The organism is Rivibacter subsaxonicus (assembly GCF_004217215.1).
Classification (GTDB): domain Bacteria; phylum Pseudomonadota; class Gammaproteobacteria; order Burkholderiales; family Burkholderiaceae_C; genus Rivibacter; species Rivibacter subsaxonicus.
This window is the reverse complement of the sequence record NZ_SHKP01000010.1, coordinates 16,595-42,583: the sequence shown is the minus strand read 5'-3', so window position 1 is coordinate 42,583 and position 25,989 is coordinate 16,595. Positions and strand designations below refer to the sequence as shown.

The 25,989-nt window shown below is 68.0% G+C and carries 19 protein-coding genes and 4 tRNA genes; 7 read left to right on the top strand and 16 right to left on the bottom strand.

What is annotated here, in order from left to right:
* Positions 1-19: 19 nt before the first annotated feature.
* From zwf to edd, 3 genes are read right to left on the bottom strand one after another with little or no spacing between them, the layout of a single operon-like run.
* Complete coding sequence (gene zwf / locus EV670_RS17960; RefSeq protein WP_242617043.1) at positions 20-1,513, bottom strand: glucose-6-phosphate dehydrogenase; 1,494 nt, start codon at positions 1,511-1,513, stop codon at positions 20-22.
* Between the two features lie 15 nt (positions 1,514-1,528).
* On the bottom strand, positions 1,529-2,158 hold the full coding sequence (gene eda / locus EV670_RS17955; RefSeq protein WP_130434860.1) for a bifunctional 4-hydroxy-2-oxoglutarate aldolase/2-dehydro-3-deoxy-phosphogluconate aldolase: 630 nt from the start codon (positions 2,156-2,158) through the stop codon (positions 1,529-1,531).
* Between the two features lie 5 nt (positions 2,159-2,163).
* Positions 2,164-4,023: a phosphogluconate dehydratase gene (gene edd / locus EV670_RS17950; protein WP_130434736.1), complete on the bottom strand. Its 1,860-nt coding sequence runs from the start codon at positions 4,021-4,023 to the stop codon at positions 2,164-2,166.
* A gap of 165 nt (positions 4,024-4,188) precedes the next feature.
* On the opposite strand from edd, the gene pgl reads away from it, so the two are divergent.
* The 3 genes from pgl (at position 4,189) to pgi (ending at position 7,654) form a co-directional block, all read left to right on the top strand.
* A complete protein-coding gene (gene pgl / locus EV670_RS17945; RefSeq protein ID WP_207225104.1) occupies positions 4,189-4,956 on the top strand; it encodes a 6-phosphogluconolactonase in 768 nt (255 codons plus the stop codon).
* Positions 4,957-5,106: 150 nt separating this feature from the next.
* Positions 5,107-6,000 (top strand): SIS domain-containing protein, encoded by an 894-nt coding sequence (locus tag EV670_RS17940; protein ID WP_130434732.1) that lies wholly within the window; start codon positions 5,107-5,109, stop codon positions 5,998-6,000.
* Complete coding sequence (pgi, locus tag EV670_RS17935; RefSeq protein WP_130434730.1) at positions 5,990-7,654, top strand: glucose-6-phosphate isomerase; 1,665 nt, start codon at positions 5,990-5,992, stop codon at positions 7,652-7,654. Before EV670_RS17940 ends, pgi begins: the two co-directional genes overlap by 11 nt.
* Before the next feature lie 84 nt (positions 7,655-7,738).
* Here the strand turns inward: pgi and rpoC are convergent, their stop codons facing one another.
* From rpoC to EV670_RS17870, 13 genes are all read right to left on the bottom strand, one after another.
* Entirely contained in the window at positions 7,739-11,980 is a 4,242-nt protein-coding gene (rpoC, locus tag EV670_RS17930; protein WP_130434728.1) for a DNA-directed RNA polymerase subunit beta', read from the bottom strand.
* Positions 11,981-11,992: 12 nt separating this feature from the next.
* The gene (gene rpoB / locus EV670_RS17925) at positions 11,993-16,120 is read right to left on the bottom strand and encodes a DNA-directed RNA polymerase subunit beta (RefSeq protein WP_130434726.1); all 4,128 of its coding nucleotides are present in this window, start codon (positions 16,118-16,120) and stop codon (positions 11,993-11,995) included.
* A gap of 294 nt (positions 16,121-16,414) precedes the next feature.
* Positions 16,415-16,789: a 50S ribosomal protein L7/L12 gene (gene rplL / locus EV670_RS17920; RefSeq protein ID WP_130434724.1), complete on the bottom strand. Its 375-nt coding sequence runs from the start codon at positions 16,787-16,789 to the stop codon at positions 16,415-16,417.
* A gap of 46 nt (positions 16,790-16,835) precedes the next feature.
* Positions 16,836-17,381 carry a 50S ribosomal protein L10 gene (rplJ, locus tag EV670_RS17915; RefSeq protein ID WP_130434722.1) on the bottom strand — a complete coding sequence of 182 codons (546 nt, stop codon included), beginning with the start codon at positions 17,379-17,381 and terminating at the stop codon, positions 16,836-16,838.
* 338 nt (positions 17,382-17,719) lie between these two features.
* Positions 17,720-18,427 carry a 50S ribosomal protein L1 gene (gene rplA / locus EV670_RS17910; protein WP_130434720.1) on the bottom strand — a complete coding sequence of 236 codons (708 nt, stop codon included), beginning with the start codon at positions 18,425-18,427 and terminating at the stop codon, positions 17,720-17,722.
* A 1-nt stretch (position 18,428) separates the two neighbouring features.
* Positions 18,429-18,860, bottom strand: coding sequence for a 50S ribosomal protein L11 (gene rplK / locus EV670_RS17905; RefSeq protein WP_130434718.1), 432 nt, complete (start codon positions 18,858-18,860; stop codon positions 18,429-18,431).
* 169 nt (positions 18,861-19,029) lie between these two features.
* A complete protein-coding gene (gene nusG / locus EV670_RS17900) occupies positions 19,030-19,608 on the bottom strand; it encodes a transcription termination/antitermination protein NusG (protein WP_130434716.1) in 579 nt (192 codons plus the stop codon).
* Positions 19,609-19,637: 29 nt separating this feature from the next.
* Entirely contained in the window at positions 19,638-20,024 is a 387-nt protein-coding gene (gene secE / locus EV670_RS17895; protein ID WP_130434714.1) for a preprotein translocase subunit SecE, read from the bottom strand.
* A gap of 183 nt (positions 20,025-20,207) precedes the next feature.
* A tRNA-Trp gene (locus tag EV670_RS17890) sits at positions 20,208-20,283 on the bottom strand.
* Between the two features lie 39 nt (positions 20,284-20,322).
* Positions 20,323-21,513, bottom strand: a complete 1,191-nt coding sequence (gene tuf / locus EV670_RS17885; protein ID WP_130434712.1) for an elongation factor Tu — start codon at positions 21,511-21,513, stop codon at positions 20,323-20,325.
* Between the two features lie 46 nt (positions 21,514-21,559).
* Positions 21,560-21,634: transfer RNA gene (locus EV670_RS17880), tRNA-Thr, on the bottom strand.
* 65 nt (positions 21,635-21,699) lie between these two features.
* A tRNA-Gly gene (locus EV670_RS17875) sits at positions 21,700-21,773 on the bottom strand.
* Positions 21,774-21,792: 19 nt separating this feature from the next.
* Positions 21,793-21,878 (bottom strand) — tRNA-Tyr (locus EV670_RS17870).
* Positions 21,879-22,202: 324 nt separating this feature from the next.
* Here EV670_RS17870 and EV670_RS17865 point away from each other — a divergent pair.
* The 4 genes from EV670_RS17865 to EV670_RS17850 are packed head-to-tail and all read left to right on the top strand — an operon-like array spanning position 22,203 to position 25,966.
* Entirely contained in the window at positions 22,203-23,099 is an 897-nt protein-coding gene (locus EV670_RS17865) for a glucosamine kinase nucleotide-binding domain-containing protein (protein ID WP_207225103.1), read from the top strand.
* On the top strand, positions 23,096-23,836 hold the full coding sequence (locus tag EV670_RS17860) for a GntR family transcriptional regulator (protein ID WP_130434708.1): 741 nt from the start codon (positions 23,096-23,098) through the stop codon (positions 23,834-23,836). Before EV670_RS17865 ends, EV670_RS17860 begins: the two co-directional genes overlap by 4 nt.
* Before the next feature lie 5 nt (positions 23,837-23,841).
* Complete coding sequence (gene nagA / locus EV670_RS17855) at positions 23,842-24,963, top strand: N-acetylglucosamine-6-phosphate deacetylase (RefSeq protein ID WP_130434706.1); 1,122 nt, start codon at positions 23,842-23,844, stop codon at positions 24,961-24,963.
* Positions 24,956-25,966: an SIS domain-containing protein gene (locus EV670_RS17850; protein ID WP_130434858.1), complete on the top strand. Its 1,011-nt coding sequence runs from the start codon at positions 24,956-24,958 to the stop codon at positions 25,964-25,966. Before nagA ends, EV670_RS17850 begins: the two co-directional genes overlap by 8 nt.
* The last annotated feature ends 23 nt before the right edge of the window (positions 25,967-25,989 follow it).

Below are 25,989 nucleotides of genomic sequence, written 5' to 3'. Positions count from 1 at the left end.
ACCAGCGGCCGCCGCCGCGCTATTCGTGCCAGCTGTGGCCGAAGCGCTCCGGCAGGCCGATCGCCGCGCTCGGACCCCAACTGCCGGCGCCATAGGGCCTGGGCTTCTGGCCGGTGGTGCGCCAGCCTTCGATGATGCCGTCGATCCACTGCCAGGCGGCTTCGACCTCGTCGCGCCGCACGAACAGGCTGGAGTTGCCGCGCAGCACGTCGAGCAGCATGCGTTCGTAGGCGATGCGGCGCCGGCTGCCGCCCGCGACGTCTTCGATCGAGAGGTCGAGGCCGACCTGCTCCAGCGCCATCTCGTTCAGGCCGGCCTTCTTGTGCATCAGGCTCAGCGTGATCATCTCGTCGGGCTGCAGCTTGATCAGCAGCACGTTGGGCGCCAGCGAGGCGCCGACCTCGGCAAAGATGTTGGTCGGCGCCGACTTGAACTGGATCACGATCTCGCTCGAGCGCCGCTGCAGCCGCTTGCCGGTGCGCAGATAGAAGGGCACGCCGGCCCAGCGCCAGTTGTCGATCTCGGCCCGGATCGCGACGAAGGTCTCGGTGTCGCTGCTCCTGTTGGCGCCCTCTTCCTCGCGATAGCCCGGTACCGGCTTGCCGCCGGCGTAGCCCTCGGCGTACTGGCCGGTCACGGTGTGCGCGCCCACGTCGGCCTGGGTGATCGGCCGCAGCGACCACAGCACCTTGACCTTCTCGTTGCGCACCGCGCTCGGCGTGAAGCTCGCCGGCGGCTCCATCGCCACCAGGCACAGCAACTGCAGCAGGTGGCTCTGGACCATGTCGCGCAGCGCGCCGGCGTTGTCGTAGTAGCCCCAGCGACCCTCGACGCCGACCGTCTCGGCCACCGTGATCTGGACCTGCTCGATCGCGTTGGCGTTCCACAGCGGCTCGAAGATCGCGTTGGCAAAGCGCAGCGCCAGCAGGTTCTGCACCGCCTCCTTGCCGAGGTAGTGGTCGATGCGGAAGACCTGGTCCTCGGCGAAGGTGGCGTTGATCGCCTCGTTGGTCTCGTGGGCCGATGCGACGCTGGTGCCGATCGGCTTTTCCACCACCACCCGGCTGGCGCGATCGGCAATGCCGCTCTCGCGCAACGCGCCGCAGATCGGGCCGATCAGCGTCGGTGGCGTCGAGAGGTAGAAGATCACGCCACCTTCGCCCGGGGCCGACTCGGCCAGCGCGGCGCGGATCGGCTCGATGCCGCCCGCAGTGCCGGCGTCGACCGAGACATAGCGGATGCGCGCCGCGAAGCGGTCGAACACCGCCGCGTCGAACAGCCCGCCGTTGGCCGAGGCCTGCACCGCCTCGCGGATGCGGGCCACGAATTCGGTATCGCTGGCCTTGCTGTGCGCCGCGCCGATTAGCGCAAAGCCGGGCGGCAGCAGGCCGTCGCAATCGAGCGCGTAGAGCGAGGGCCACAGCATGCGCCGGGCCAGGTCGCCGGTGGCGCCGAACATCACCAGCGCGCGACAGGTCGTCAGGGGCAGGTCGAGGGTCATGTTCTCGTTCATTACTGAATGGGTGCTTCAGGCCGCCGGACGCAGCGCGGCGGCGGCGCGTGCGATGCGCTCGATCCCGGCCCAGTCGCCGGCCTCGACCAGCGCCTTGGGCGCCAGCCACGAGCCACCGACGCACAGCACATTGGGCAGCGCCAGGAAATCCGGCGCCGAGCCGGCGTCGATGCCGCCGGTCGGGCAGAACACCAGGCCGGGGAAGGGACCTGCCAGCGCCTTGAGCATGCCGATGCCGCCGGCCTGCGCGGCCGGAAACAGCTTCAGCGCCTCGAAGCCGGCCTCGCGCGCGGCGATCACGTCGGACGGCGTCATCACGCCCGGCAGGAAGGGCAGGCCGCTGGCGGCAATCGCGCGCAGCAGCGCCGGCGAGGCGCCCGGGCTGACGCCGAACACCGCGCCCGCCGCTTGCGCCGCGTCAAGCTCGGCCGGCGTGGTCACGGTGCCGACGCCGACCAGCGCCTGCGGCACCTCGGCCCGGATCGCGCGCACGCTCTCGAGCGCGGCCGCGGTGCGCAGCGTCACCTCGAGCACGCGGATGCCACCGGCCACCAGCGCGCGCGCCAGCGGCACGGCGTCGGCCACGCGGTCGAGCACGATCACCGGCATCACCGGCGAGGCGTGCATCAGGTCGCGAATGTTCATTGCACTCATGCGGCGATCTCGGCAGGTTGAAGTTGGGCCGCGACCGGCGCCCAGCCAAAGCTGCTCGCTCCCTGCTCGGCGCCGCTGGCATACGCGCGCATCGCGCCAAAGAGTTCGCGGCCCATGCCGCTGGCGTGGGCCGAGACATCGCCCGCCGCGGGCTCACGCGCGTCCCACTCGGCCGCATCGACCAGCGCGTCGAGTTCGCCGGTGGTCGCATCGAGCCGGATCAGGTCGCCGTCGCGCACCTTGCCGAGCGGGCCGCCGCAGAGCACCTCCGGCGTCAGGTGGATCGCCGCCGGCACCTTGCCCGAGGCACCGCTCATGCGGCCGTCGGTCACGAGTGCCACCTTGTGGCCGGCATCCTGCAGCGAGCCGAGCGTCGGCATCAGCTGGTGCAGCTCGGGCATGCCGTTCGCGCGCGGGCCCTGGAAGCGCAGCACGGCAATGAAGTCGCGATTCAGTTCGCCGCGCTTGTAGGCCGCGATCAGATCGGCCTGCTCGTCGAACACCACCGCCGGCGCTTCGACGATCCGGTGCTGCGGCTTGACCGCCGAAACCTTGATCACCGAGCGCCCAAGATTGCCGCACAGGATCTTGAGCCCGCTCTCGGCGCTGAAGGGCTCGGCCGCCGGCCGCAGCACGTCGCGGTCGAGGCTCGCGGCCGGTGCGTCGCGCCAGCCAAGTTGGCCCTCATCGAGCAGCGGCTCCTGCGCGTAGCGGCGCAGGCCGCGGCCAACCACCGTCTGCACGTCCTCGTGCAGCAGGCCGGCGTCGAGCAGCTCGCGGATCAGCAGTCCGCAGCCGCCGGCGGCGTGAAAGTGGTTCACGTCGGCCGAGCCGTTGGGGTAGATGCGGGTCAGCAGCGGCACCGCGTTCGACAGCGCATCGAAGTCGTCCCAGTCGATGACGATGCCGGCCGCGCGCGCGATCGCCACCAGGTGGATCGTGTGATTGGTCGAACCGCCGGTGGCGAGCAGGCCGACGATCGCGTTGACGATGGTGCGCTCGTCGACCACCTCGGCGATCGGGATGTACTCGCTGCCGAGCGCGCTGGTCTGCGCCGCGCGCCGGGCGGCCGCGGCCGTCAGCGCATCGCGCAGCGGCGTGCTCGGCGTGATGAAGGCCGCTCCCGGCAGGTGCAGGCCCATCACCTCCATCAGCAACTGGTTGCTGTTGGCGGTGCCGTAGAAGGTGCAGGTGCCGGCGCCGTGGTAGCTCTGGCTCTCGGCCTCGAGCAGCGCGGCACGATCGATCTTGCCCTGCGCGTGCAGCTGGCGGATGCGCGACTTCTCGTCGTTCGGCATGCCCGAAGTCATCGGCCCGGCCGGAACGAAGACCACCGGCAGATGGCCGAACTGCAACGCGCCGATCAACAGCCCGGGCACGATCTTGTCGCAGACGCCCAGGCACAGCACCGCGTCGAACACCGCGTGCGAGAGCGCGATCGCGGTCGACATCGCGATCACGTCGCGCGAGAACAGGCTCAGCTCCATGCCCGGCTGGCCTTGCGTGACGCCATCGCACATCGCCGGCACGCCGCCGGCGAACTGGGCCACCGCGCCGACCTCGCGCACCGCCTGCTTGATCAGCGCCGGAAAGCGCTCGAAGGGCTGGTGCGCCGACAGCATGTCGTTGTAGGCCGACACGATCGCCACATTGGGCTGGCGCTGCTCGCGCATGACGATCTTGTCGCGCGGGGCCTCGGCGGCAAAGGCATGGGCGAGGTTGGTGCAGGACACGCGACCGCGCGCAACGCCGCTCTTGCGTGCCTGCTCGACGATGGCCAGATAGGTCGCGCGGGTCGGCGCGCTGCGGGCGCGAATGCGCGCAGTGACCTGCTGAAGGGCCGGATGGAGGCTCATGGTGTGCTGACGGAGTCGAGTGTTCAATGTAGACAAACTACCGACATTGGTCAAGTTTCAACGCCAACGATGCCACCACTTTCCCTCTGCATCATTGCGGACATGGTCCGCGTTCATGAATGTCTTGTTGACAATCTACAAGACAAATCGCCAGAATCGAGCATCGTGAAATCCTCGCCCACGGCCGTCGCAAGTCCCGCCCCCGCGCTCGACCAGGGCGCCGTCGCCGCGCTGCGCGAATACCCCGGCGCCGACGCGGCCGCCGCCGCGCTCGCCGCCGAAGTGGCGGCGCGACTCGGCGCCGCCCTGGCCAGCGCCGGCACCGCCTCGCTCGTCGTGTCGGGTGGCCGCAGCCCGATCGCCTTCTTTCACACGCTGAGCGCGGCGCCGCTCGACTGGGCGCGCGTGACCGTCACGCTGGCCGACGAGCGCTGGGTCGATCCCGGCGCCGAGGCCAGCAACGAGCGCGTGCTGCGCGAGCACCTGCTGCGCGGTCCGGGCGCGGCCGCGCGCCTGCTGCCACTCAAGAGCGCGACCGCCACCCCCGAGGCCGCGCTGGCCGAGCGCAGCACGGCGCTGGCCGAGGTGCTGCGGGGCGCCGACGTGCTGGTGCTCGGCATGGGCCACGACGGCCACACCGCCTCGCTGTTTCCCGACGCCGACGGCATCGAGGCGGCGCTCGACCCGCGCGCCGCGCCGGCGCTGGTCGCGATGCATCCGACCCTGGCGCCGCACGCACGCATCAGCATGAACCTGGCGGCACTGGTGGCGGCGCGCCACGCGGTGCTGCTGCTCGGTGGCGCCACCAAGCGCGAGGTGCTGGCTCGCGCCTGTCCGCCCGGCACGCTCGCCGCACTGCCGCCCGGCGCTCTGCCCATCGCCGCCGTCTGGCACCACCGGCGCGGCGCGCTCGACATCGTCTGGAGCAACTGACATGACCCCAACGCTCGCTTTCGCTCGCTGCCACTCGCAGAACTCGTGGCGCTTGAGCCGTCCAAGCCCGCGCAGGCGGGCTTGGAGCCGCGGCGCTTCGCCCCACCCGAGGGGGCGCTCAGTGGCTTCGGGTGGCCGGGCGCAACTGAGATGAACCAGGTCATCGCCCCCGTCCGCCAGGGCGCGCTGCTTGACCGCGTGGCCAGCGCGCTGGAGGGCATGCGCCCCTCCGAGCGCCTGGTCGGCGAGTTCGTGTTGCGCCAGCCGAACCAGGTCATCGACCTGCCCTTCGGCGAGCTCGCCCAGCGCGCCGGCGTCAGCCAGCCGACCGTGGCGCGCTTCTGCACCGCGCTCGGTTTCTCGGGCCTGCGCGAGTTCAAACTGCGCCTGGCCAAGAGCCTGGCGCGCGGCGTACCGATGGCCGACGGCGTGCCCTTCGTGCACCGCGACGTGCAACCCGGCGACTCGGCCGCCGAGATCGGTGCAAAAGTCTTCGACCGCTCGATCGCCGCGCTGGTGACGGTGCGCAACCACCTCGACCCGGCCGCGATCGCGGCGGCGGTCGATGCGTTGCGCAAGGCGCGCCGCATCGAGTTCTACGGCCTCGGCAACTCCGGCATCGTGGCGCTCGACGCGCAGCATAAGTTCTTCCGCCTCGGCGTGGCCACCGCCGCCCACAGCGACCCGCATGTGCACGCGATGGCGGCCTCGATGCTCGGCCCCGGCGACGTGGTGGTCGCGATCTCGGGCAGCGGCCGCACGCGCGACCTGATCCGCAGCGTCGAGATCGCGCGCGAGACCGGCGCCACCGTCATCGCCATCACCGTCGCCAACTCGCCGCTGGCGCAGGCCAGCGACATCGCGGTGCTCGCCGACGTGCCCGAGGACCCCGACGTCTACGCACCGATGACCTCGCGTCTGGCGCATCTGGCGATCTTCGACGTGCTGGCGGTCGGCGTTGCCATCGCCCGCGGCCCCGAACTGGCCGAACGGCTGCAACGCGCCAAGGCCGTCATCAACGAGAAGCGATTCGATGATCTTTGAGACTCACCCACCATTGCGCGCGCATCGCGCCGCCGTCTGGCAATCGCTGCGCGAGCACTTCGCGGCCACCGGCAGCGCGCCGATGAGCGCGCTGTTCGACGCCGACGCACAACGCTTCGAGCGCTTCTCGCTCGAGGCCGCCGGGCTCTTTCTCGACTACTCGAAGAACCGGCTTGACGAGCGCGCGCTGTCGCTGCTGATCGCGCTGGCCGACGCCAGCGGCCTTCCCGCGAAGCGCGCCGCGCTGTTCGACGGCGCCACCATCAACCTCACCGAGGGTCGCGCCGCGCTGCACACCGCGCTGCGCGCGCCGGCCGCCATCGCCGCCGAATCGGTGGGCGAGCCGGGTGCGGCCGAGATCGCCGCCGTGCGCGCGCGCTGCGCCGACTTTGCCGGGCGCGTGCGCAGCGGCGCCTGGCGCGGCCACACGGGCGAGCGCATCACCGACGTCGTCAACCTCGGCATCGGCGGCTCCGACCTCGGCCCGCGCATGGTGGTCGACGCGCTGCGGCCCTTCTGCGTCGAGCTGCCACGGCTGCACTTCGTCGCCAACATCGACGGCGCCGAACTCGACGACGTGCTCCAGCGCCTGGACCCGGCGACCACGCTGTTCATCGTCGCCAGCAAGACCTTCACGACCATCGAGACACTGACCAACGCGCGCAGTGCACGGCGCTGGCTTCTGGCCTCGGGTGCGTCGCAGGCCGACGTGGCGCGGCACTTCGTCGCCGTCTCGACCAACGCGCAGGCGGTGGCCGAGTTCGGCATCGCGGCCGAGAACATGTTCGGCTTCTGGGACTGGGTCGGCGGTCGCTACTCGCTGTGGAGCGCGATCGGGCTCCCGATCATGATCGCGATCGGGCCTGCGCGCTTCGACGAGTTGCTGGCCGGCGCGCACGCGATGGACGAGCATTTCCGCCACGCGCCCGCGCACGCCAACATGCCGGTGCTGCTGGCGCTGGTCGGCATCTGGTACCGCAACTTCGGCGCCACCGCGAGCCACGCGGTGATCCCCTACAGCCAGCACCTGCAGCGGCTGCCGGCCTACCTGCAGCAGCTCGAGATGGAGAGCAACGGCAAGTCGGTCTCGATCGACGGCGAGGTGCTGGCCCACGCCAGCTGCCCGGTGGTCTGGGGCGAGCCCGGCACCAACGGCCAGCATGCCTTCTTCCAGCTGCTGCACCAGGGCTCGGACCTGATCCCGATCGACTTCATCGCCGCCGTCGAGGCCAGCCACGGCCTGCACGAGCACCAGCGCCTGCTGCTGGCCAACTGCATCGCCCAGGGCAGTGCGCTGATGCACGGCAAGGACGAGGGCACGGTGCGCACCGAGCTCGCCGCGCAAGGGCTCGACGCCAACACTATCGAGCGCGTCGCGCGCCACCGCGGCTTCGCCGGCAACCGGCCGAGCAACACCCTCCTGCTCAAGAAGCTCGACCCGCCCGCGCTCGGCGCGCTGATCGCCCTCTACGAACACAAGGTCTTCGTGCAGAGCGTGGTCTGGAACGTCAACGCCTTCGACCAGTTCGGCGTCGAACTCGGCAAGGTGGTGGCCCGGCGCATCGATGATGCGCTGCGCGCGGGCAGCGTGCCGCAGGGCCTCGATGGGTCGACCTCGGGGTTGATGGCGAGGGTGCTCGAGCGGCAGGGCTGAGAACGCCGCGGCCAAAGAAAAAGGGGCGACCGCGGTCGCCCCTTTCTGCTGCCCGGCCGCGACGCAGCCGGGTAAAGCACGGTCTTACTCCGCCGCAGGCGGCTCCTCGCCCGCCACCGGCTCGGCGGCCGCCTCGTAGGCAGCGCCTTCGAGCTCGGCCAGTTCCTCGGCCTCGGCAATCGCAATCGCGCGGCGCTCGGTCTCGTCCATCTCCTGCTTGACCTTGCGGGCATGGTGGAAGGCGAGGCCGGTACCGGCCGGGATCAGGCGGCCGACGATGACGTTCTCCTTGAGACCGCGGAGTTCGTCGCGCTTGCCCATGATCGCCGCCTCGGTCAGCACCCGGGTCGTTTCCTGGAAGGAAGCGGCCGAGATGAACGAGTCGGTCGACAGCGAGGCCTTGGTGATGCCCAGCAGCACGTCGGCATGCGTGGCGATCATCTTGCCCTCGGCGCGCAGGCGGTCGTTGGTGTCGAGCAGCGAGGCACGCTCGACCTGTTCGCCCGAGATGTAGGTGCTGTCGCCCGCGTTCGTGATCTGAACCCGACGCAGCATCTGGCGAACGATCACCTCGATGTGCTTGTCGTTGATCTTCACGCCCTGCAGACGGTAGACGTCCTGCACCTCGTCGACGATGTAGGTCGCCAGCGCCTCGATGCCCAGCAGGCGCAGGATGTCCTGCGGATCGGCCGGACCGTCGACGATGCTCTCGCCCTTGTTGACCACCTGGCCTTCGTGCACCAGGATGTTCTTCTCCTTGGGCACCAGCTCTTCGAAGACCTTGCCTTCGGGATCGGTGATCTGCAGGCGAACCTTGCCCTTGGTCTCCTTGCCGAAGGACACCGTGCCGGTGATCTCGGCCAGCGTGCCCTTGTCCTTGGGCGTGCGGGCTTCGAAGAGCTCGGCCACCCGCGGCAGACCGCCGGTGATGTCACGCGTCTTCTGGCCTTCGACCGGGATGCGCGCCAGCACTTCGCCGGGGGCGAGGTCCTGGCCGTCGCGGATCTGCACCAGCGAGCCGACCGGGAATCCGATCGTCACCGAGTGGTCGGTGCCGGGGATCTTGACCTCGTGGCCCGAGGCGTCGAGCAGCTTGACCTGCGGTCGCACGACCTTGGCCACGCCACGGCGCTTGGGATCGATCACGACCAGCGTCGACAGACCCGTCACCTCGTCGACCTGCTTGGCCACGGTGACGCCTTCCTCGACGTTCTCGAAGCGCGCCTTGCCGGCAAACTCGGTGATGATCGGGCGCGTCAGCGGGTCCCAGTTGGCCAGCACGGTGCCGGCCTTGAGCTGCTGGTCGGGCTTGATGTTGAGCGTGGCGCCATACGGCACCTTGTGACGCTCGCGCTCGCGGCCATGCTGGTCGCTGATGATGATCTCGCCGGAACGCGAGATCACGACCAGTTCGCCCTTGCCGTTGGTCACGTAGCGCATCGTCGCGTTGAAGCCGACGTGGCCGTCGCTCTTGGCATCGACGCTCGAAGCCACCGCCGCCCGCGAAGCCGCACCACCGATGTGGAAGGTACGCATCGTCAGCTGGGTGCCCGGCTCGCCGATCGACTGCGCGGCAATCACGCCCACCGCCTCGCCGGAATTGACCAGGCCACCACGGCCGAGATCGCGGCCGTAGCACTTGGCGCACAGGCCGAAGCGCGTGGCGCAGGTCAGCGGGGTGCGGACCTTGACCTCGTCGACACCGGCCGCCTCCACTTCGTCGAGGAGATCCTCGTCGAGCATGGTGCCGGCCGCCAGCAGGCGCTGCTGGGTCTCGGGGTGCAGCACGTCGACCGCGGCGACGCGGCCGAGGATGCGGTCGCGCAGCGACTCGATCACCTCGCCGCCCTCGACCAGCGCGCGCATCGCGATGCCGTTGTCAGTGCCGCAATCGTCCTCGGTGACCACCAGGTCCTGCGTCACGTCGACCAGGCGACGCGTCAGGTAGCCCGAGTTCGCGGTCTTCAGCGCGGTGTCCGCCAGGCCCTTGCGGGCGCCGTGCGTCGAGATGAAGTACTGCAGAACGTTGAGGCCCTCGCGGAAGTTCGCGGTGATCGGCGTCTCGATGATCGAGCCGTCAGGCTTGGCCATCAGACCGCGCATGCCGGCCAGCTGGCGGATCTGCGCCGCAGAACCACGCGCGCCCGAGTCGGCCATCATGTAGATGGAGTTGAAGGACTCCTGATCCACTTCCTTGCCGTGGCGGTCGATGACCTTCTGCTTCGAGAGCTGCGACATCATGACCTTGCCGACCTCGTCGCCGGTCTTGCCCCAGATGTCGACCACCTTGTTGTAGCGCTCGCCGGCGGTCACCAGGCCCGAGACGTACTGCTGCTCGATCTCCTTGACTTCCTTCTCGGCGCGCTCGATCAGGCCCGGCTTCTCCTTGGGCACCAGCATGTCGTCGATGCCGATCGAGATGCCGGCGCGGGTGGCCAGGCGGAAGCCGCTCTGCAGCAGCTTGTCGGCCAGCACCACCGTCTCCTTCAGGCCGCACTTGCGGAACGAGACGTTGATGAGCTTGGAGATTTCCTTCTTCTTCAGCGCCTTGTTGATGTTCGCGAAGGGCAGGCCCTTGGGCAGGATCTCGCTGAGCAGCGCGCGGCCCACGGTGGTGGCCACGAGCTTGGTCTCGGGCGTGAACTCGCCGCTGACCGCGTCCTTGACGAACTCGGTCAGGCGCACGCTGATCTTGGCGGTGACCTCGACCACGCCGTTGTCCAGCGCGCGCTGAACCTCGCAGACGTCGGCGAAGACCATGCCTTCGCCCTTGCCGTTGGTGCGCTCGCGGGTGGCGTAGTACAGACCCAGCACCACGTCCTGCGACGGCACGATCGACGGTTCGCCGTTGGCCGGGAACAGCACGTTGTTGGAGGCGAGCATCAGCGCGCGCGCTTCCATCTGCGCCTCGATCGACAGCGGCACGTGGACCGCCATCTGGTCACCGTCGAAGTCGGCGTTGAAGGCGGCGCAGACCAGCGGATGCAGCTGGATCGCCTTGCCTTCGATCAGCACCGGCTCGAAGGCCTGGATGCCCAGGCGGTGCAGCGTCGGTGCGCGGTTCAGCAGCACCGGGTGTTCCTTGATGACTTCCTCGAGGATGTCCCAGACCACCGGCGTGCCGGATTCGACTTCCTTCTTGGCCGCCTTGATCGTCGTCGCGATGCCCATGGCTTCGAGGCGCGAGAAGATGAAGGGCTTGAACAGCTCGAGCGCCATCAGCTTGGGCAGGCCACACTGGTGCAGCTTGAGCGTCGGGCCGACCACGATGACCGAACGGCCCGAGTAGTCGACGCGCTTGCCCAGCAGGTTCTGGCGGAAGCGGCCGCTCTTGCCCTTGATCATGTCGGCCAGCGACTTGAGGGCGCGCTTGTTGGCACCGGTCATCGCCTTGCCGCGACGGCCGTTGTCGAGCAGCGAGTCCACCGCCTCCTGCAGCATGCGCTTTTCGTTGCGCACGATGATCTCCGGCGCCTTCAGCTCGAGCAGCCGCGCGAGGCGGTTGTTGCGGTTGATGACGCGGCGATAGAGATCGTTGAGGTCGCTCGTGGCAAAGCGGCCGCCATCCAGCGGCACCAGCGGACGCAGGTCCGGCGGCAGCACCGGCAGCACGTCGAGCACCATCCAGTTCGGCTTGATGCCCGACTTCTTGAAGGCCTCCATCACCTTCAGGCGCTTGGAGTTCTTCTTGATCTTGAGCTCGGAGCCGGTAGCGTCGTTGCGGATCTTCTCGGTCTCGACATCGAGGTCGAGCTCGGCCAGCAGCTGCTGGATGCCCTCGGCGCCCATCTTGGCCGTGAACTCGTCACCGTGCTCGAGCTTCTTGGCGTCGTAGTCGTCCTCGCTCAGGATCGAGTACTTCTTGAGCGCGGTCATGCCGGGGTCGGTGACCACGTAGGCTTCGAAGTACAGCACGCGCTCGATGTCGCGCAGCGTCATGTCGAGCACCAGGCCCAGACGCGACGGCAGCGACTTCAGGAACCAGATGTGCGCGCAGGGCGCGGCGAGGTCGATATGACCCATGCGGTCGCGCCGCACCTTGGTCTGCGTGACCTCGACGCCGCACTTCTCGCAGATCACGCCGCGATGCTTGAGGCGCTTGTACTTGCCGCACAGGCACTCGTAGTCCTTGATCGGGCCGAAGATCTTGGCGCAGAACAGGCCATCACGCTCCGGCTTGAAGGTCCGGTAGTTGATGGTCTCGGGCTTCTTCACCTCGCCGAAGGACCACGAACGGATCTTCTCGGGCGAAGCGAGCCCGATCTTGATCGCGTCGAAGTGTTCGTCCGGGGTGAACTGCTTGAAAAGGTCGAGTAGTCCCTTCATGCCTTTTCTCCTTTAGTTGCGCTCGAGCTCGATGTCGATACCGAGCGAACGAATTTCCTTGATCAACACATTGAACGACTCCGGCATGCCGGCCTCGATCGCGTGCTCACCCTTGACGATGTTCTCGTACACCTTGGTGCGGCCGTTCACGTCGTCGGACTTGACGGTCAGCATTTCCTGCAGGATGTACGAGGCGCCGTAGGCCTCGAGCGCCCAGACTTCCATTTCGCCGAAGCGCTGGCCGCCGAACTGCGCCTTGCCGCCCAGCGGCTGCTGGGTGACCAGGCTGTACGGGCCGGTCGAGCGCGCGTGCATCTTGTCGTCCACCAGGTGGTGCAGCTTGAGCACGTGCATGTAGCCCACGGTGACCGGACGCTCGAAGGCGTCGCCGGTGCGGCCGTCGTGCAGCGTGGCCTGGGTGCGCGTGGCGTTGAGGCCCTTGGCGCGGGCGATCTCGTCCGGGTAGGCCAGGTGCAGCATCGCGCGGATCTCGCTCTCGGCGGCGCCATCGAACACCGGCGTCGCGAAGGGCACGCCGTGGCTCAGGTTGGTCGCCATCTCGAGCAACTCGGCATCCGAGAGGTCCTGCAGCGATTCGGTCTTGCCGCCGCTCTTGTTGTAGAGCTCGTCGAGGAACTTGCGCAGTTCTGCGACGCGCGACTCGCGCTGCAGCATGTCGCCGATGCGCTGCCCGATGCCCTTGGCGGCCCAGCCCAGGTGCACTTCGAGCACCTGGCCCACGTTCATGCGCGAAGGCACGCCCAGCGGGTTGAGCACGATGTCGCACGGGGTGCCGTCGGCCATGTAGGGCATGTCCTCGACCGGAACGACCTTGGACACCACGCCCTTGTTGCCGTGGCGGCCGGCCATCTTGTCGCCGGGTTGCAGGCGGCGCTTGACGGCTAGGTAGACCTTGACCATCTTCAGCACGCCGGCCGGCAGCTCGTCGCCCTGCGTGAGCTTCTTGCGCTTCTCTTCGAAGGCGAGGTCGAAGCTGTGGCGGGTCTGCTCGAGCGAGTTCTTGATCGACTCGAGCTGGTTGGCCACTTCGTCCTCGGCCGGGCGGATGTCGAACCAGTGGAAGCGCTCGACCGAAGCCAGGTACTCCTTGTCGAGCTTGGTGCCCTTGGCCAGCTTGTTCGGGCCGCCGTTGGCGAGCTTGCCGACCAGCAGCTTCTCGATGCGGTCGAAGGCGTCGGCCTCGACGATGCGCAGCTGGTCGTTGAGGTCCAGGCGATAGCGCTTGAGCTCGTCGTCGATGATCTGCTGGGCGCGCTTGTCGCGCGGGATGCCTTCGCGGGTGAAGACCTGCACGTCGATGACGGTGCCGCTGGTGCCCTGGTCGACACGCAGCGAGGTGTCCTTCACATCCGAAGCCTTCTCGCCGAAGATCGCGCGCAGCAGCTTCTCTTCCGGCGTCAGCGTGGTCTCGCCCTTCGGCGTGACCTTGCCGACCAGCGTGTCGCCCGGGTTCACTTCGGCACCCACGTAGACGATGCCCGACTCGTCCAGGCGAGCCAGTTGCTGCTCCGACAGGTTGGGAATGTCGCGCGTGATTTCCTCGGCGCCGAGCTTGGTGTCGCGCGCCATGACCACCAGTTCCTCGATGTGGATCGAGGTGTAGCGGTCGTCGGCGATCACGCGCTCGCTGATCAGGATCGAGTCTTCGAAGTTGTAGCCGTTCCAGGGCATGAAGCCGACCAGCATGTTCTGGCCGAGAGCCAGTTCGCCGAGGTCGGTCGAGGCGCCGTCGGCCACCACGTCACCACTGGCCACCTGGTCGCCGCGCTTGACGATCGGACGCTGGTGGATGTTGGTGTTCTGGTTGGAACGCTGGTACTTGATCAGGTTGTAGATGTCGACGCCGACTTCACCGGCCACCGTTTCCTTGTCGTTGACGCGGATCACGATGCGGTTGGTGTCGACATAGTCCACCACGCCGCCGCGACGCGCGGTGACCACGGTGCCCGAGTCGACCGCCGAGACGCGCTCGACACCGGTGCCGACGAAGGCCTTCTCCGGACGCAGCGTCGGCACCGCCTGGCGCTGCATGTTGGCGCCCATCAGCGCGCGGTTGGCGTCGTCGTGCTCGAGGAAAGGCACCAGCGAGGCCGCGACCGACACGATCTGGGTCGGCGCCACGTCCATGTACTGGATACGCTCGGGCGAGGTCAGCACCGACTCGCCCTGTTCGCGCGCCGAGACCAGCTCGTCGCTCAGGCTGCCGTCGGCGGCCAGCGCGGCGTTGGCCTGCGCGATCACGTACTTGGCTTCCTCGATCGCCGACAGGTAGTCGATCTGCATCGTCACCTTGCCATCGACCACCCGACGGTACGGCGTCTCGAGGAAGCCGTATTCGTTGAGGCGGGCGTACAGCGCCAGCGAGTTGATGAGGCCGATGTTCGGACCTTCGGGGGTCTCGATCGGGCACACGCGACCGTAGTGGGTCGGGTGCACGTCGCGGACCTCGAAGCCGGCGCGCTCGCGGGTCAGGCCGCCCGGGCCCAGTGCCGAGACGCGACGCTTGTGCGTGATCTCGGACAGCGGGTTGGTCTGGTCCATGAACTGCGAGAGCTGGCTCGCGCCGAAGAACTCCTTGAGTGCCGCGGAGATCGGCTTGGAGTTGATCAGGTCGTGCGGCATCAGCGGCTCGGCCTCGGCCTGGCCCAGGCGCTCCTTGACCGCCTTCTCGATGCGGGCCAGGCCCGATCGGTACTGGTTCTCGGCCAGTTCGCCGACGCAGCGCACGCGACGATTGCCGAGGTGGTCGATGTCGTCCACTTCGCCACGGCCGTTGCGCAACTCGACCAGGATCTTGACCACGTCGAGGATGTCCTCGTTGGTCAGGACCATCAGGCCGCTGCCGCTGTCACGCCCGACGCGGGCGTTGAACTTCATGCGGCCCACGCGCGACAGGTCGTAGGTGTTGTCGTCGTAGAACAGGCGGTTGAACAGCGCCTGCACCGCGTCTTCGGTCGGCGGCTCGCCGGGGCGCATCATGCGGTAGATCGCGACGCGCGCGGCCAGCTCGTCGGCCGTCTCGTCGGCGGCTAGGGTCTGGCTGATGTAGCCGCCCTCATCCAGCTCGTTGGTGAACAGGCACTGGATTTCCTTGATGCCGGCGGTGCGCAGCTTCTTGAGCAGCGCCTCGGTCAGCTCGTCGTTGGCCTTGCCGATGATCTCGCCGGTGTCGGCGTCGACCATGTTCCTGGCCAGCACGCGACCGACCAGATAGTCCTCCGGCACAGAGATGTGGCTGGTGCCCGACTGCTCCAGCGTGCGCACGTGGCGCGCGGTGATGCGCTTGTCCTTCTCGACGACGACCGCACCCGACTTGTCGGTCAGGTCGAAGCGGGCGATCTCGCCCTTCAGACGCGCCGGCACGAACTCGAGCTGCGCGCCCGCGTCCATCAGGCGGAAATTGTCGAAGTCGAAGAAGTGGGCGAGGATCTGCTCGGGGTTCAGGCCGATGGCCTTGAGCAGGATCGTCACCGGCATCTTGCGGCGGCGGTCGACGCGGAAGTACAGGATGTCCTTCGGGTCGAACTCGAAGTCCAGCCAGGAGCCGCGGTACGGAATGATCCGGGCGCTGAACAGCAGCTTGCCCGAGCTGTGGGTCTTGCCCTTGTCGTGCTCGAAGAACACGCCCGGCGAGCGGTGCAGCTGCGAGACGATCACGCGCTCGGTGCCGTTGACGATGAAGGAGCCGTAGTCGGTCATCAGGGGCACCTCGCCCATGTAGACCTCCTGCTCCTTGATCTCCTTGACCACCTTCGACTGGTTGGTCGAGGTCTCGCGGTCATAGATGATCATCTGCAGCTTGGCGCGCACGGCCGCTGCATAGGTCAGGCCGCGCTGCTGACACTCGCGGGTGTCGAACGGCGGCTTGGCGATGTTGAATTCGATGAACTTCATCTCCACGAACCCGTTGTGCGAAACAATCGGGAACGCGGACAGGAACGCCGCCTGCAAGCCCTCGGGCTTGCGCTTCTGCGGCGGCACATCCTTCTGCAGGAAGGCGATGTAGCTGTCCTGCTGCATCGTGAGCAGGTAGGGAACGTCGAGCACGCTCGCGCGCTTGCCGAAGCTCTTGCGGATCCGCTTGCGTTCGGTATAGCTATAGGGGGTGGTTTGCGCCATGAATCACTCCGTGTCGAATGGATGCAACCCGGCCTAGGCGGCATCCTTTCGGCGACTGGCGGAACAGACCTTGCGTCTGCTGCTTGGTGGTTGGCCACTACCAACCGCTGGCGGACAACTTCGGCATTGCACCGAAGCCCGACCAAACCGGTTCTCTGCAGTCGGATCAGAGAACACTTGAAAAGGCCCCTCGGGTCTTTTCAGGTGCTCTCAAGGCAGCTCCGAAGCGGGCTGCCTTGAAGCACGAAAGGCCGGATGCCTTGACGGGCATCCAGCCTTTGCGCGGCGGCTGAATTACTTCAGCTCGGCCTTGGCGCCGGCTTCCACCAGCTTCTTGACGGCGGCTTCGGCGTCGGCCTTGGCGATGCCTTCCTTGACAGCCTTGGGAGCGCCGTCGACCAGGTCCTTGGCTTCCTTCAGGCCCAGGCCCGTCAGTTCGCGCACGGCCTTGATGACCGAGACCTTGTTGGCGCCGACTTCGGTCAGCATCACGTTGAACTCGGTCTTCTCTTCCACCACGGCAGCGGCGGCACCACCGGCGCCGGCCGGAGCGGCCATCGCCGCGGCGGACACGCCGAACTTCTCTTCGATTGCCTTGACCAGCTCGTTGAGCTCCATCACGGACATGGCGTCCAGTGCGGTCAGGAATGCGTCTTTGTCGAAAGCCATTTTGGTTCCTTGGATAGGTTGAATTTCAGTTGATCCAGCGGATCGTTCAGGCGGCGGCCGGGGCGGCTTCGCCCTCGGCTGCGGCGGCAGGCTCGGCGGTAGCGCCAGCGCCACGCTGCTCGGCCAGCGCCGCCAGCACGCGCGCGATGCGCGAGACCGGCGACTGCATCAGGCCCAGCAACTGGGACAGCAGCACTTCCTTGCTCGGGATAGCCGCCAGCGCCTTCACGCCGTTGGCATCGAGCGCCTTGCCGGCATAGGCGCCGGCCTTCACGATCAGCTTGTCGTTGCTCTTGGCAAAGTCCGCGATGACCTTCGCTGCGGCCACGGCATCTTCGGAGAAGCCGTAGATCAGCGGGCCGGTCATGCTCTCGGCGGCCACCTCGAACGACGTGCCAGTGACGGCACGCCGCGCGAGCGTGTTCTTCAGTACATGAAGGTACACGCCCTTGTCGCGCGCCTGCTTGCGCAGTGCGTTCAGGTGTTCCACCGTGAGTCCGCGGTACTCGGCCAGCGCGAGCGTCTGTGCCTTGGCCGCCTGGGCTTGCACTTCGGCGACGACTTCTGCCTTTTCGTTGCGATTCAGACTCAAGGTCCACTCCTCAAAAACGTGCCGTCATCCTTGCGGACTCCGGCACACCCGGTTGCAGCGACCTTCCTTCCAGGAACCTCGCGCCGCAGCCGAAGCTGCATCGCGATCTACCCTTCAGGCGGGTTCGCCATCTGCGCTGGCCAGGGCCGAGGTCTTGCGACTCTTGCCCCATTTAGGCAGCCATTGGCTGCACCAGCGGTCTTTGATGGCCCGCGGCACCGGCTCCTTCGAGCGGGGTGCCACGGCCCACCAATCCTTGTCGGACCGCGCGTCAGACACACGCGCGATCCCTTGTTCAATCGGCGCCGCCGGCTCGCGCCGGCAGCGACCGTTCAGGCTCAGGCTTGCGCCGTTGCGTTGATGCTGGCGACTTCGACGCGAACGCCGACGCCCATGGTCGAGGACACCGCGACCTTGCGCAGGTAGATGCCCTTGCTCGAAGCCGGCTTGGCCTTGTTGAGCGCTTCGAGCAGTGCCTGCAGGTTGCCCACCAGCTTGTCGGCGTCGAAGGAACGACGGCCGAGCGTGGTGTGGATGATGCCGGCCTTGTCGACGCGGAACTGGACCTGACCGGCCTTGGCGTTCTTCACCGCGGTGGCCACGTCGGGCGTCACGGTGCCGACCTTCGGGTTCGGCATCAGGCCGCGCGGGCCGAGGATCTGGCCGAGTGTGCCGACGATGCGCATCGTGTCCGGCGAGGCGATCACGACGTCGAAGTTCAGGTTGCCGGCCTTGACCTGTTCGGCCAGGTCTTCCATGCCGACCACGTCGGCACCGGCGGCGCGGGCTTCCTCGGCCTTGGCACCCTGGGCGAACACGGCGACGCGCTTGGTCTTGCCGGTGCCGTTGGGCAGCACGACGGCGCCGCGCACGACCTGGTCCGACTTCTTGGCGTCGATGCCGAGCTGGACCGAGACGTCGATCGACTCGTCGAACTTGGCGGTCGCGCAGTCCTTGACCAGGCTCAGGGCCTCGCCGATCGGGTACAGCTTGGTCGTGTCGACCTTGCCTTCAAATGCCTTCTGGCGCTTGGTGATCTTTGCCATTTCAGAGGCCCTCCACCGTGATGCCCATCGAACGGGCCGAACCGGCGATCGTGCGCACGGCGGCGTCCAGATCGGCAGCGGTCAGATCCTTCATCTTGGTCTTGGCGATTTCCTCGACCTGCGCGCGCGTCAGCTTGGCCACCTTGTCGGTGTGCGGCGTCTTCGAGCCCTTGTCCAGCTTGGCCGCCTTCTTCAGCAGCACCGTCGCCGGCGGGGTCTTGAGGATGAAGGTGAAGGACTTGTCCGCGAAGGCGGTGATCACCACCGGCAGCACGAGGCCCGGTTCCAGGCTGGAGGTCTGGGCGTTGAACGCCTTGCAGAACTCCATGATGTTGAGTCCGCGCTGACCCAGCGCCGGACCGATCGGGGGCGAAGGGTTCGCCTTGCCCGCCGGGATTTGCAGCTTGATGAAGCCGACAATCTTCTTGGCCATGATTTCTCCAGTAGCCCCCGCTGCGGCCTGCGGCAGGGGTTGAGTGCAAACGCCAGGGATTGGCTACCCTGGCTCCTCGCACCGGTGTCTCGTCACCGGCAGCAACGGGCGCTGGAGCGACCACCTTGCGGCGGTCGGGGCCAGCGCCAGCCCCGTGAACCTCAGGTCTTCAGACCTTCTCGACCTGGTGGAAATCGAGTTCCACCGGCGTCGCGCGGCCGAAGATCGTGACCGAGACACGCACCTTCGACTTGTCGTAGTTGACTTCCTCGACCGAGCCGTTGAAGTCGGTGAAGGGGCCGTCCTTGACCCGCACCAGTTCGCCGACCATCCACTCGACCTTGGGCCGCGGCTTGTCGGTGCCTTCCTGCATCTGGTTGACGATCTTGTTGACCTCGTCTTCCGAGATCGGCACCGGGCGGTTCTTGGCGCCACCGACGAAGCCGGTGACCTTGCTGGTGTGCTTGACCAGGTGCCAGGACTCGTCGTCCATCAGCATCTCGACCAGCACGTAGCCCGGGAACAGGCGGCGCTCGCTGATCGCCTTCTTGCCGTTCTTGACCTCGATGACCTCTTCGGTCGGCACCAAGATGCGACCGAACTTGGCGTTCATGCCGGCACGCTCGATGCGCTCGCGCAGGTTGCGCTCGACCGCCTTCTCCATGCCCGAATAGGCGTGGACGATGTACCAGCGCAGCGGATTCGCTGCCGCGGCTTCGGGGACGGCCGTTTGCTCGACTTCGCTCATGCTCAAACCTCTCGTGTCGCCGTGCGAACTCAGTGCTTCCAACCCAGGATCAGGTCGTACAGCACCCACTCCAGCGTCTTGTCGGTCAACCACAGGAACAGCGCCATCACGACGACGAAGGCGAACACGTAGAGCGTCATCTGCGTGGCCTCCTTGCGGGTTGGCCAGACGACCTTCTTGACCTCGCGCACCGAGTCGCGGCCGTAGGCGATCAGCGCCTTGCCCGGCTCGGAGGTGAAGAACAGCGCCACGCCCGCGACCAGCAGGCCCAGCAGCGCCAGCACGCGCAGCCACAGCGCCTGCTGACCCAGCAGGTAATAGGCTGCCACGGCGGCCACGACCAACAGGCCGGCACCCGCCAGCTTGGCTTTGTCGGCGCCAGTGGAGACGGTTTCGACGGAGGAGGAATTGCTCATCTTTGCTCGTGTCTTGCACCTGGGCCGGAAGGCTTCGGTGCGGCATCGCCTTGAGCAGCAAAGCCCGCCGGGTCTTTGGGGACCTCCTGCGGGCTCATCCGCGGAACATTTCCGCGGGCTGCTGACGTTGCGTTGGACGCTCTCTGTTCTGTCTGTCGCGCTTCTTCCGGTGCAGGATTCAGGTGGCAGGGGCAGTAGGAATCGAACCTACAACCTTCGGTTTTGGAGACCGACGCTCTGCCAATTGAGCTATACCCCTAAGCTGAATCCTCTTGCAGGAACCGCAACCGAGCGTCGATTACTCGACGATCTTCGCCACGACGCCGGCGCCGACGGTGCGGCCGCCTTCGCGGATGGCAAAGCGCAGGCCTTCCTCCATGGCGATCGGTGCGATCAGCTTGACGGTGATCGACACGTTGTCGCCCGGCATCACCATTTCCTTGTCCTTGGGCAGCTCGATGGCGCCCGTGACATCGGTGGTGCGGAAGTAGAACTGCGGACGGTAGTTGTTGAAGAACGGCGTGTGACGGCCGCCCTCGTCCTTGCTCAGCACGTACACCTCGGCCGTGAAGTGCGTGTGCGGCTTGATGCTGCCCGGCTTGCACAGCACCTGGCCGCGCTGCACGTCTTCGCGCTTGGTGCCGCGCAGCAGGATGCCGACGTTGTCGCCCGCCTGGCCCTGATCCAGCAGCTTGCGGAACATCTCCACGCCGGTGCAGGTGGTCTTCTGGGTGGCAGCGATGCCGACGATCTCGATTTCCTCGCCGACCTTGACGATGCCGCGCTCGATACGGCCGGTCACCACGGTGCCGCGGCCGGAGATCGAGAACACGTCTTCGACCGGCATCAGGAAGGCACCGTCGATGGCGCGCTCGGGCGTCGGGATGTAGCTGTCCAGCGCATCGGCCAGGCGCATGATGGCCTGCTCGCCGAGGTCGCCGGTGTCGCCTTCGAGGGCGAGCTTGGCCGAGCCCTTGACGATCGGGGTGTCGTCACCCGGGAAGTCGTACTTGCTGAGCAGTTCGCGCACTTCCATCTCGACGAGCTCGAGCAGCTCGGCATCGTCGACCATGTCGCACTTGTTCAGGAACACGATGATGTACGGAACACCGACCTGACGCGCCAGCAGGATGTGCTCGCGGGTCTGGGGCATCGGGCCGTCGGCGGCCGAGCACACGAGGATCGCGCCGTCCATCTGGGCGGCACCGGTGATCATGTTCTTGACGTAGTCGGCGTGGCCCGGGCAGTCGACGTGGGCGTAGTGCCGGTTGGCCGTCTCGTACTCGACGTGGGCGGTGTTGATGGTGATGCCGCGCGCCTTCTCTTCGGGCGCTGCGTCGATCTGGTCGTAGGCCTTGGCCTCGCCGCCGAACTTCTTCGACAGGATCGTCGTGATCGCCGCCGTCAGCGTCGTCTTGCCGTGGTCCACGTGACCGATCGTGCCCACGTTCACGTGGGGCTTGGTCCGCTCAAACTTGCCTTTTGCCATTTCGCTTCTCCTGACGGTCGACGCGGTCGGTGATCAAACAAAGAGGTGGTGCCCATGGCGCGGATCGAACGCGCGACCTCTCCCTTACCAAGGGAGTGCTCTACCACTGAGCCACATGGGCGATCAACACGGGCTTGGGCACCACGGTGCGCAAGCCGCTGTCGATCAAGGCACGACAACAAATGCTGGAGCGGGAGACGGGAATCGAACCCGCGTCATCAGCTTGGAAGGCTGGGGTTCTGCCATTGAACTACTCCCGCCCTGAAATTGGGTTCTCGCTGGTGGAGGAGGCTGGATTCGAACCAGCGTAGGCGTAAGCCAACAGATTTACAGTCTGCCCCCTTTAGCCACTCGGGCACCCCTCCGGCGAGCCCATCAGTATAGCAGGGTTCGTCGCCCATCGCCAAGCCCCCGCGAGCGACTCGCCCCTCGCCCGAGCCTGCGCGACGACACCGATCGCGACCCATCGCCGGCGGCCAGCGGTCGGATGACACCAGCGCGCAGCAATTGGTATTGTCGACCACACCACCGACCGCGGTGGGCGAGCTGCCGCGATGACCACACTCAGCCTGCTACGAGGGTTTTCACAGGGGAAAGCCGGCGCCGGCGCGATTGACCCGCTGCCTCGTCTGGTACTACACTGGTATCAGACCATGAGCCGCCGCCCATCGCCTTCATCCTCCACGGCAGTGCCCGCTGCGCGCTATCTGATCGGCATCGATGGTGGTGGCACCGGCACCCGCGCGCGACTCGTCGACAGCGCCGGCCGCCGGCTCGGTCAGGGCGAGGCGGGGCCCTCAGCCCTGGGCCAGGGCGTCGACCAGGCCTGGCGCAACATCCGCCAAGCCATCGACGCCGCCTTCCTGGCCGCCGGCCTGACGCCGGCCGCCGAGGCCGATTGCGCCCTTGGCCTGGGTCTGGCTGGTGCCGAGGTGGCAACCAGACGTGAGCGCTTCCTCGCATCGGCGCCTGCCTACTGCAAACTGGCACTCGCCACCGACGCCGCCACCACGCTGGCCGGCGCGCATGCCGGGCGGCCAGGAACGATCGTCGCGGTCGGTACCGGCACGATCGGCTTGGCGCGCCATGCCGACGGCCGCGAGACCTCGGCCAACGGTTGGGGCTTCCCGGTCGGCGACGAGGGCAGCGGCGCCTGGCTTGGCCTGCTTGCCATGCAGATCGCGCAGCAGGCCTTCGATGGCCGCAGCGCCGCTGGCGCCCTGGCGCGCGCGGTCTGGCGCACTGCCGGCGGCAGTCGCGCCGAGTTGCTGGCCTGGTGCGAGCACGCCGGCCAGCAGCGCTACGCCGAACTGGCACCACTGGTATTCGAGACCGAGGCCGACGACACGCAGGCCGCCGCACTGTTGGCGGCTGCGGCACAGGCGATCGAAGCCACCGTCGTCGCCATCGACCCGCGCGCCGAACTGCCGCTGGCGCTGTGCGGCAGCCTGGGTCGGCGCCTCGAGCCCTACCTCGACGCCGCCACGCGCGCGCGCTGCGTGAAGCCGGCCGGCGACGCGATCGACGGCGCGCTGCAACTGGTCCGAGAACAGATCCGACAACCGCTCGCCCCTGGAATCCCATGAGCCGATTGCGCTTCGATTTCCAGCCCGACGCGCAGGCCGCGTCGCCGCTGTACCTGCAACTCTCCCAGACCCTGGCCCAGGCGATCCGCGACGGCCGCTACCAGACCAACGAGGCGTTGCCTTCGGAGCGCGTGCTGTCGGACTCGCTGAGCCTGTCGCGCGTGACGGCGCGCAAGGCGATCGATCAGCTCGTGGACCAGGGCCTGGTCGTTCGCCGCCAGGGTTCCGGCAACTACATCGCGCCGCAGCTCGAACAGCCGCTGTCGCGGCTGACCGGTTTTTCCGAAGAACTGCACCTGCGCGGCTTCACGCCGTCGTCGCGCTGGCTCAACCGCGCACTGACACCGGCCACGCCGCAGGAGCAGCTGAGCCTGGGCCTGTCGCCCGGCACGCCGGTGGCGCGGCTGGAGCGCCTGCGCCTGGCCGACGAGGTCGTGATGGCCTACGAGGTCAGCGTGCTGCCACAGGAGGTGGTGCCCGAGCCCGACGCGGTCGAGGCCTCGCTCTACGAGTACCTGCGTGGCCGCGGCCGCGAGCCGGTGCGCGCACTGCAGCACATCCGCGCCCAGAACGCCGACGGCCAACTGGCCAACATGCTCGGCGTGGCGACCGGCCATGCGTTGCTGTTCATCACCCGCGTCGGCTACCTCGCCAGCGGCCAGGCGGTGGAGCTGACGCTGTCGTACTGTCGCAGCGACTACTACGGCTTCGTCGCCGAGATGCGGCGCGAGGGCTGAACGCGATGCAACGGATCGAAGGCCACGTCCTCACGCCGCAGGGCTTCGTGCACGGTGCGCTCGAGCACGAGGGTGGCCGCGTGCTGCGCATCGAGGGCACGCCGGTCGGCGAGGCGCAGGCCCGCGCCGAGGCGCGCGCCTTCGTGCTGCCCGGCTTCGTCGACACCCACGTGCACGGCGGCGGCGGCGCCGACACGATGGAGGCCGGCGACGCGATCGCGCAGATCACGCGCATGCATGTGCGCCACGGCACCACCGCGCTGCTGGCGACCACGATGACCGCGCCGCTGGTCGAGATCGAGACCGCGATGCGCGCACTCGGGCCGGCCTGCGCACAGCGCGCGCCGCAGTCGGCGCGCGTGCTCGGCGTTCATCTCGAGGGCCCCTACATCAGCCCCGACCGGCTCGGCGCGCAGCCCGACTTCGCCAAGCCGGCCTCGATCGACGAGGTGCTCGCGCTGCACGCGCTGGCACCGATCCGCCTGATCACGCTGGCACCCGAGCTCGACGGCAATCTCGAGCTGATCGCGCCGCTGCGCGCGGCCGGCTTTCGCATCCAGATCGGCCACAGCGGCGGCAGCTACGAGGACGGCGTGGCCGCGCTCGAGCGCGGCGCCGGCGGCTTCACCCACCTGTTCAACGCGATGAGCGGCATGCACCACCGCTTGCCGGGCATGGTCGGCGCGGCGCTGGCGCATGCGCAGTACGCCGAGATCATCCCGGACCTGCTGCACGTGCACCCGGGCGCCATCAAGGCCGCGCTGCGCGCGGTGCCTTGCCTGTTCTGCGTGACCGACTCGACCGCCGCCGCCGGCATGCCCGACGGCGACTACCGCCTCGGCCGCCACATCGTGACCAAGTGCCTGGGCGGCGTGCGGCTGGCCGACGGCACGCTGGCTGGCAGCACGCTGACGCTGGACCAGGCGCTCTACAACCTGGTCGGCCTCGGTCTCAGCCTCACCGAGGCATCGATGCGCACCAGCACCCACGCCGCCGACTACCTCGGCGTCACCGACCGCGGCCGGCTGGCCGCCGGCACCTACGCCGACATCGCGGTACTCGACCGCGACCTGCAACTGATCCGCGTTTTCGCAGAAGGAGAAGAGATTGACCTCGCGCATGCTTGAGGAGGCGCTGCACGCCCCCGACGCCGTGGCCCGCCTGATGGCGGCCGACACCGAGGCCTACGCCACCCTGGGCCGCGGCCTGCGCGAGATGCCACCGCAGTCGCTGCTGACCGTGGCGCGCGGCAGCTCCGACCACGCCGCGCACTACATGGCCTACCTGATCATGGCGCGCCTGGGCCGGCTCGTGACCTCGCTGCCGATGTCGCTGATCACGCTCTACCAGAGCAAGATCCAGTGCCAGGGCCTGGTCTCGCTGGCCTTCTCGCAGTCGGGCCAGAGCCCGGATCTGGTCGCGCCGACTCGCTTCTTCCGCAACGGCGGCGCGCGCACCGTGGCCTTCGTCAACGACGCCGCCTCGCCGCTGGCGCAGGCCAGCGAATGGGTGTTCCCGCTGCATGCCGGCGCCGAGCAGAGCGTGGCCGCAACCAAGAGCTACATCGCGCAACTGGTGGCCGGCGCGCGCGTCGTGGCCAGCTGGCAGGACGACGCCGCGCTGACGGCCGCGCTGCACGCGCTGCCCGCCGCTCTCGCACGCGCCGCGCGACAGGACTGGCAGCCGGCGGTCGACGCGTTGACGCAGGCCGACAAGCTGTTCGTCATCGGCCGCGGCACCGGCCTGGCGATCGCGATGGAGGCCGCGCTCAAGTTCAAGGAAACCTGCGGCATCCAGGCCGAGGCCTTCTCCGGCGCCGAGGTCAAGCATGGCCCGATGGCGCTGGTCGAGCAGGGCTACCCGATGCTGGTGTTCGCGCCGCGCGGCCCGGCCCAGGCCGGCCTGATCGCGCTGGCCGAGGAGATGCGCGGCCGCGGCGCGCGCGTGCTGCTGGCCGCACCAGCCGGCACGCCCGGCGCCGAGCTGCCGCTGGTCGAGGCCGGCCACGAGGAGCTCGACCCGATCTGCGCGGTGCAGAGCTTTTATCCGATGGTCGAGGCGCTGGCGCGTGCGCGCGGGCTCGATCCGGATGTGCCGCGCCACCTCGCCAAGGTCACCCGCACCCATTGAAGAAGCTCGAAGAAGCCGGCACG

Coding starts and splice junctions, on each gene's coding strand:
- rplL (WP_130434724.1), bottom strand. CDS start 16,789: ATGGCTTTCGACAAAGACGCATTCCTGACCGCACTGGACGCCATGTCC.
- tuf (WP_130434712.1), bottom strand. CDS start 21,513: ATGGCAAAAGGCAAGTTTGAGCGGACCAAGCCCCACGTGAACGTGGGC.
- rplK (WP_130434718.1), bottom strand. CDS start 18,860: ATGGCCAAGAAGATTGTCGGCTTCATCAAGCTGCAAATCCCGGCGGGC.
- secE (WP_130434714.1), bottom strand. CDS start 20,024: ATGAGCAATTCCTCCTCCGTCGAAACCGTCTCCACTGGCGCCGACAAA.
- EV670_RS17850 (WP_130434858.1), top strand. CDS start 24,956: ATGCTTGAGGAGGCGCTGCACGCCCCCGACGCCGTGGCCCGCCTGATG.
- EV670_RS17860 (WP_130434708.1), top strand. CDS start 23,096: ATGAGCCGATTGCGCTTCGATTTCCAGCCCGACGCGCAGGCCGCGTCG.
- pgi (WP_130434730.1), top strand. CDS start 5,990: ATGATCTTTGAGACTCACCCACCATTGCGCGCGCATCGCGCCGCCGTC.
- rplA (WP_130434720.1), bottom strand. CDS start 18,427: ATGGCAAAGATCACCAAGCGCCAGAAGGCATTTGAAGGCAAGGTCGAC.
- zwf (WP_242617043.1), bottom strand. CDS start 1,513: ATGAACGAGAACATGACCCTCGACCTGCCCCTGACGACCTGTCGCGCG.
- eda (WP_130434860.1), bottom strand. CDS start 2,158: ATGAACATTCGCGACCTGATGCACGCCTCGCCGGTGATGCCGGTGATC.
- rpoC (WP_130434728.1), bottom strand. CDS start 11,980: ATGAAGGGACTACTCGACCTTTTCAAGCAGTTCACCCCGGACGAACAC.
- nusG (WP_130434716.1), bottom strand. CDS start 19,608: ATGAGCGAAGTCGAGCAAACGGCCGTCCCCGAAGCCGCGGCAGCGAAT.
- EV670_RS17940 (WP_130434732.1), top strand. CDS start 5,107: ATGAACCAGGTCATCGCCCCCGTCCGCCAGGGCGCGCTGCTTGACCGC.
- rpoB (WP_130434726.1), bottom strand. CDS start 16,120: ATGGCGCAAACCACCCCCTATAGCTATACCGAACGCAAGCGGATCCGC.
- edd (WP_130434736.1), bottom strand. CDS start 4,023: ATGAGCCTCCATCCGGCCCTTCAGCAGGTCACTGCGCGCATTCGCGCC.
- nagA (WP_130434706.1), top strand. CDS start 23,842: ATGCAACGGATCGAAGGCCACGTCCTCACGCCGCAGGGCTTCGTGCAC.